Annotated in this window: 3 protein-coding genes; 2 read left to right on the top strand and 1 reads right to left on the bottom strand. The window is 77.1% G+C overall.

The genetic code is table 11. The annotated features are described in order from the left end of the window. Nucleotides 1-160: 160 nt before the first annotated feature. Entirely contained in the window at nucleotides 161-4,420 is a 4,260-nt protein-coding gene (locus FMEAI12_RS34775; protein ID WP_235015068.1) for a DUF4062 domain-containing protein, read from the bottom strand. Nucleotides 4,421-4,558: 138 nt separating this feature from the next. Here FMEAI12_RS34775 and cobT point away from each other — a divergent pair, with 138 nt between their 5' ends. Both cobT and cobS read left to right on the top strand, forming a co-directional pair. Further along, nucleotides 4,559-5,935, top strand: a complete 1,377-nt coding sequence (gene cobT, locus FMEAI12_RS34770) for a nicotinate-nucleotide--dimethylbenzimidazole phosphoribosyltransferase (protein WP_235015066.1) — start codon at nucleotides 4,559-4,561, stop codon at nucleotides 5,933-5,935. Between the two features lie 7 nt (nucleotides 5,936-5,942). Then, nucleotides 5,943-6,770, top strand: coding sequence for an adenosylcobinamide-GDP ribazoletransferase (gene cobS, locus FMEAI12_RS34765; RefSeq protein ID WP_071065398.1), 828 nt, complete (start codon nucleotides 5,943-5,945; stop codon nucleotides 6,768-6,770). Nucleotides 6,771-6,893 lie beyond the last annotated feature (123 nt).

The raw sequence follows: 6,893 nt of genomic DNA, 5'->3' as shown, positions 1-6,893 counted from the left end.
ATCGCCACCCCGGCCGCATCCTGACCCTGCCGGCCTCCGACCAGCCCCGACCGTGGCGGTCGGGTGAATCCCACCGGACTCACCCGACCGCCACAGTCGTCCACGCGACGGCCCGCACCCGACGGCCAGACGTCCGTCCACGCCGGTCGGGACGGATCGCTCAGTCCGGCAGGAAGCTGTAGAGGTACAGGCCGGCCGAGCCGGCGACGGCCAGGCCCGTGGAGTCCGGCAGCCAGCAGCAGCCGCGGGCCGCGCCTTCGAACCGGATCATCGTGCGGCACTGCCAGGTCAGCGGGTCCCAGACCCGCACCGACCCGTCCCCGCCGACCGTCGCGAGCCAGGCGCCGTCCGGGGAGAAGCTCGCCTCCCGCACCGTGTGCGCGTGACCGTGCAGGACGGCCAGCGCCCGCCCGGTCACGACTTCCCAGACCCGCACGGTGTGGTCCGCGCCGGTCGAGACCAGGACGCGGCCCGCCGGGTCGGTGGTCAGCCCGAGCACCGGGTCGGTGTGGCCGGGCAGCGAGGCGCGCTGCTCGAGGGTCGCCACGTCCCAGATCCGCACGGTGGCGTCGTCCCCGCCGGAGGCGAGCCAGATGCCGTCCGGACCGGCGACGCAGGCCTGCACCCCCTCGGCGTGGCCGGCGAAGGTGGCCATCCACTCCCCGGACTCGGTGTCCCACAGCCGCACCGAGCCGTCCTCGCAGCCGCCGGCCACCCAGGAGCCGTCCGCGGAGACGGTGAAGCCGAGGATCGCCACGTCGGCGGTCAGCACGGCGCGGACGACGCCGGTGGCGGGCTCCCACAGCCGCAGCGCGGTCGGCTGCGCCGACACCACGACCCAGCGCCCGCCGGGGCCGGCCCGGCAGCCGCGGGCCGGGCCGGGCAGGCCCGCCATCGCCGCGCCCGGCTCGCCGGTGACCGGGTCCCAGGCCGTGACGGTGCCGTCGTCGCTGGAGGAGACCACCAGGCCGCCGGCCACGACGGCGCAGCCGCGGGCCCCCTCGTTGCGCCCCGCGGTCGACGGGCGCGGCAGGTCGCTGCCGGTGCTCCAGACCCGGATCGTGCCGTAGCGCCCGGCGGAGGCGATCCAGGAGCCGTCCGGGGCGACGACACAGGCCCGCGTCCCGGTGGCCCCGGTGAGCTCGGCCCGCTGGCCGCCGGTGGGGAGATCCCGGACGGAGATCGCGTCCCCGGCCGGCGCCACCAGGTAGGAGCCGTCCGGGGCGACCGCGCAGGCCCGTACGGGGCGGCTGCCGTCGCTGAGCACCCCGGTCTGGCGGCCGGCGGCGGTGTCCCAGCGACGCAACGTGCCGTCCTCGCCCGCCGAGACCAGCCAGGAGCCGTCCGGGCCGAACGCCAGCGCAAGCACCGGACCGGCGTGACCGGCCAGCCGCCGGAGGATCTCGCCGGTCAGCGGGTCGTGCAGCCGGATGGTCCCGTCCTCGCCGCCGGTCGCGACGACGGCTCCGCCCGGCCCGGTGGCGCAGCAGCGCAGCCGCCCGCCGGTGACCGGCACCGCGAGCCTCGGCGTGCCGGTGGTGGCGTCCCAGGTCCGCAACGAGCCGTCGTCGCCGACGGTGATCACACCGGTGCCGTCGGCGGTCACCGCGCAGCCGTTCACCGGGCCGTCGTGCCCGCGCAGGACGAGTCGCGCCACCGGGTCGGCCCCCTCGGGATCCCGGCCCCGCCGCTCCCGCTCCCCGGTGTCGCCGGGATCACCCGGCTCGGGGTCGTCCAGGTCGCCGCGGACGTCGTCGCCACGGACGTCGTCACCACGGACATCGTCGCCGGGGACGTCCCAGATCCGGGCGGTGCCGTCCTCGCCGGCCGAGACGAGCCAGCCGCTGCCGGGCGCGGCCGCGACGCCGAACACCTGGCCGACGTGGCCGGTGAGCACCGAGCGCGCCGTGCCCGCGCCGACCGTCCAGGTGCGGACGGTGCCGTCCATGCCTGCGGAGGCCAGCCACGACCCGTCCGGGGCGACGGCCAGCGCGAGGACCTGGCGGTGGTGGCCGGCCAGCACCCGGCGCAGCGCGGGGTGCGGCTGGTCGGGCAGCGTCCACCGGTTGACCAGCCGTGGCCCGCTCAGCCGCCGGGCCAGCGCGGCGCGGGCCGGTTCGAGCGCGCGGATGCCGTCGAGCCGGCTCAGCAGGGTCGTGCCCAGCGCCTCTGCGGGCTCGGTGGGGCCGAGCAGGTGCGCGTTCTGCCCGAGCGCCCGGCTCAGCGCGGGCAGCACCGGGTCGTCCGGCCGCACCCTGCCGGCGACGGCCAGGTCGGCCTCGACCGCCACCGGCCCGAGCCGGGCGACGGAGAGCTTCCCGACCGTCCAGCGCAGGTCCCCGAGCAGCGCGGCGAGCTCGTCGTGCCGGCCGGCGCCGGCCAGGTGCCGGGCGAGATGCTCCCAGAGGTAGCCGGCCCGCTCCGGCGCCGTCCACCACGGGGCACGCACCCCGCCGGCCGGCTCGGACCCGCCGGCCGGGCTGGCGGGGCCGTCAGGGCCGCCGCGGCCGCCCGGGTCGTCAGCACCGGCCGGGTCGTCAGCACCGCCAGCGCCGCCGGTGATCATGCCGGCGAGCGCGTCGCACAGGACGCCGTCCAGCTCGCGCAGGCGCTCCGCCCCGACCCGGGCCCGCAGGTAGGTCCGCAGGACGTCCTGCAGCACCAGCGACGGCGGGTCCCGCCGGTAGGCCACAACGAGGGAAAGGTCGGCGAACTCCTGGCACAGGTCGTCGACCTCGTCGGGGTCGAGATCGCCGGTCGCCGCCCAGTAGGCCTCCAGGACGTCCCGCGGGATCTCCACGTCCTCGCCGAAGACGGCCAGCTCGAGGTACTGGTCGAGCCGGTCGCCGGTGAGCAGGCCCAGGCTCGCCGACAGCGTCGCCTCGACGGCGAGCGTCCGTTCCTCGACCCGGCTGACGTCCAGTGCGGTCGGGCCGCGCCGCTCCAGCCGGCGCAGCACCCGCTCGGCCGCGCGGGGCACCGACATGCCGTCCCGGGTCTGGCGGACGACCGCCCGGTTGACCAGCGCGAGCAGCACCGGCCAGCGGCCGGTGACCACCAGCAGCCGGCGCAGGACGGCGTCGGGCAGCGGCGCGGGGACATCCCTGGTCAGCAGGCTGACCGCCTCGCCGTCGGCCATCGCGGGCACCTGGACGACGTCGGCGTCCGGCGGCAGGCCGCGCATCCGCGTGGTGATCAGGCGGACGCAGCCCGGCCCGCCCTGCAGGAACGGGCGCAGCTGGGCGCGCCGCCACACGTCGTCCAGGACGAGCAGCCGGGGCTCGGCGCCGAGCAGCTCACCGAGGCGGAACCCGGCCTGCTCGGGGTCCGACAGCGTCGGGCGGACCCCGGACAGCGCCTCGCTCAGGTCGTTGATCCGGTCGGCCAGGTGCGCCCCGGCCAGCGACTCGCCGAGGGTCACCCACAGCACCCCGCCGCCGAACCGGCGGGCGATCCGCGTGCTGCCGCACACGGCCGCGGCCAGCGTCGTCTTTCCGAAGCCGCCGGCGCCCGCGAGCACGACGGGGCGCGGGACGACCTCGGCGCCGACCGGGGGGTCCGAGGGGGCCGCGGCGTCCGGGGCGCTCGCGGGCGGCAGCAGCCGGCGCAGCACGGCCTCGGTGAGCTCCGGGCGCTCCACCAGCCCCCGGACGGCCGGCACCATCCAGGGGCGGCGCAGCCATCCACCGCCAGGGCCCAGACCCGGGACGAGGACGGGCCGCGGGCCCGGGGGGGCCGGGGGGACGTCGCCGAACCCGGGCAGCGTGCGGGTCGCCCGCCGCTCGCTGTCCCGCAGCTTGACCAGGGCGTCGAGCACGGCGGTCTCCAGCCGGCCGTCCCGGAACCCGGCGACGATGGTGCCGCCGTCCCGCAGCCGCGCCCGGAAGGCCTCCTGCCGCTCGCCGTAGGCGGGGTCGACGAACTCGCGGAAGGGGACCTCCGCGTCGTCCTCGAGGAGGAACACCAGGCGGGGCATGCCCGCCTCGGTGGCCGCCTGGAACTCGAGCTCGGTGTAGGAAAGGTGCGGCAGCTCCCGGACGGGCGACCCGTAGCGGAACCCGATGAGACCGATGTAGACGTCGCTCTCCTGGACCTGCCGGACGCAGAACTCGGCCGGGTTGTCGGCGCGCGCGCCGAAGTACTCCATGTCGACGACACGGTCACCGGCCAGCGCGACGGCGCGCTCGGCGGCGGCCACGAACGACCGGTCCCGCGGGAAACGCCGCAGCTCGGCGGTGTGGCTGAGGAAGATCACCCGGCGACGGTCCGGGCCGCGCGGGTCGCCCGCCCACGGGGCGACCACCCCCGCGGGCCACATCCCGGACTCGCCCCGCAGCTCGACCCGACCCCCCGCCACCACGTCCGGCGCGGCGGGCACGGCGAGGCTGCCGGGCGGTTCGGACGGCAGCCCCTCCGGCACAGACACATCCGGCAAATTACCGGATCACCTCCGGCAGGGCGCGCAGACGCTTCGCCGACGCCGCCCAGGTCGGCGCCGGTCGTCACCCGAAACCACGCGGGTGCCGGAAGAACTCCGTCGATCAGGTAATAAGGACCAGTGGACATCACCCCGGCCGCCGAACCCGCCGCCGCGCCCGCGCTCGCGCCGGACGCCGTACCGGTCGTCCCCGACCTCGACCACGAGGCCATGACGGCCGCGCGCCACCGGCAGGGCCTGCTCACCAAACCGCCGGGCGCCCTGGGCCGCCTCGAGGACCTGTCGGTCTGGATCGCCGGCGCGCAGGGCACCTGCCCGCCGCGGCCGTTGCGCCGGGTCCGGGTGGTGGTCATCGCCGGGGACCACGGCATCGCCACGGCCGGCGTGTCCGCGTTCCCGTCCGAGGTGACCGCGCAGATGGTCGCGAACTTCGCCGCCGGCGGCGCGGCCGTCAACGTGCTGGCCCGCCAGGTCGGCGCGTCGGTGCGGGTGGTGGACGTCGCCGTCGACACCCCCGTGCCCACCACGGCGGGCGGGGCGGACGGCAGCGCGTCTCCCGAGCGGTACCGGGTCCGGCGCGGGAGCGGGCGGATCGACCGGACCGACGCACTCACCGCCGCCGAGGTCGACGCCGCCTTCGCCGTCGGCCGGCTGATCGCCGACGAGGAGATCGACGCCGGCGCCGACCTGCTCGTCCCCGGCGAGATGGGCATCGGCAACACCACGCCCGCCGCCGCCGTGGTGGGCACGCTGCTCGACCGCGAGCCGATCGAGGTCGTCGGCCGCGGCACCGGCATCGACGACGAGCGCTGGATGCTCAAGACGGCCGCGATCCGGGACGCGATGCGCCGCGCCCGGCCGTACGCCGGCAACGCGCGCTCCGTTCTGCGGGTCGCCGGTGGGGCGGATCTCGCCGCGCTCGCCGGCCTCCTCGTCCAGGCCGGGGTGCGGCGCACGCCCGTCGTGCTCGACGGCGTGATCGTCTGCGCGGCGGCGCTGGCCGCCGAGATGATCGCGCCCGGGGCGAAGCGGTGGTGGGTGGCGGGGACCCGTTCCACCGAGCCGGCGCAGCGCCTCGTCCTCGACCACCTCGGGCTGGAGCCGCTCCTGGACGCCGGCCTGCGGCTCGGGGAGGGCACCGGCGCGCTGCTGGCCGTCCCGATGCTGACGGCCGCGCAGGCCACGCTGGCCGAGATGGCGACGTTCGACCAGGCCGGGGTGAGCGCCAAAGAGCCGGCCGCGCCCGACACCGCCGACACCACAGACACCGAGCCGGGTGACCCCGAGCCAGGGGCCCCCGCCAGCTACGAGCCGCCCGCGGTCGACCCGGCCGCCCCCGGGCCGACCGGTTCCGGCATGCCCGGACTCGACCTGGGGATGCTCGGCCTGATCACGCCGGACTCCACCCAGACCGGGCCCACACCTGCCGAACCGGCCGCTGACAGGCCGGGCGCCGATGGGCCGGGCGCGGGCGGCACTGCCGGCAGCGCGCCGTGACCGTCTGATGATCGAGGCGCGCGCGGCCTTCACCCTGCTCACCGTGTTGCCCGTCCGCGGCCCGGAACGCCTGGACCGGACGGTCGCCGGGCGCGCCATGGCCCTCGCCCCGCTGGTCGGCCTGGTGCTCGGATTCGTCAGCGCGCTGCTGGTGGTGACGACGCGCATCGTCACGAAGGTCCCGCACGAGCGCCCCCAGACCATGCTGCCCGCCGTGCTCGGGGTGGCGCTGCTGGCCCTGCTCACCCGCGGCCTGCACCTCGACGGCCTGGCCGACGTGGGGGACGCGTTCGGCGTCCGCGGCGGGCGGGAGCGGGCGCTGGCCGTGATGCGGGAGTCGACGATCGGCGCGTTCGGGGCGATCACCGTCCTGTTCGTCGTCCTCGTCCAGGTGAGCGCGCTCAGCGTCGCGATCACCGCCCACCGGGGGACCGTCTCGATCCTCGTCGCGGCGATGGCCGGCCGCCTCGCGGCCACGCTGTCCTGCGTCGAGGGCATCCCCTCCGCCCGACCGGACGGGCTCGGCGCCCTGGTCGCCGGCTCCGTGCGGCGCCGGGACGCGGTGCTGGCCACGGTGGGCGTCCTCGTCGTCGCGGGACTGGCCGGCCGGCTCGACTACGACGGCGGCGACACCGGCCGGGCCGTCCGCGCGATCATCGCCGTCGCCGTGGGGGTCGCCGTCTCCACCGCGCTACGGCGCTGGCTGGTGCGCCGCTTCGGCGGCATCACGGGGGACACCCTCGGCGCCACGATCGAGATCACGTCCATGGTGACCCTGCTGACGATGGCGTCGACTATCCCGAATCCGGTCCTGCGCTCCCTCGGCCTCGACTAGTGTCCCGGTCCGGAGATCTGCGATCTCATGGGACCTGCGGTGTCATGGAGGTATGGCAGGTAAGCCGAGTCTGCCGCTCGTGCTCACCGGGGCCGAGCGGCGGACCCTTCAGGGGTGGGCCAG

Origin of the sequence: Parafrankia sp. Ea1.12 (assembly GCF_900465275.1) — a bacterium.
Taxonomy (GTDB): Bacteria; Actinomycetota; Actinomycetes; order Frankiales; family Frankiaceae; genus Parafrankia; species Parafrankia soli.
Note: the sequence above shows the minus strand (reverse complement) of the source record. Positions and strands in the feature narration are given on the sequence as shown.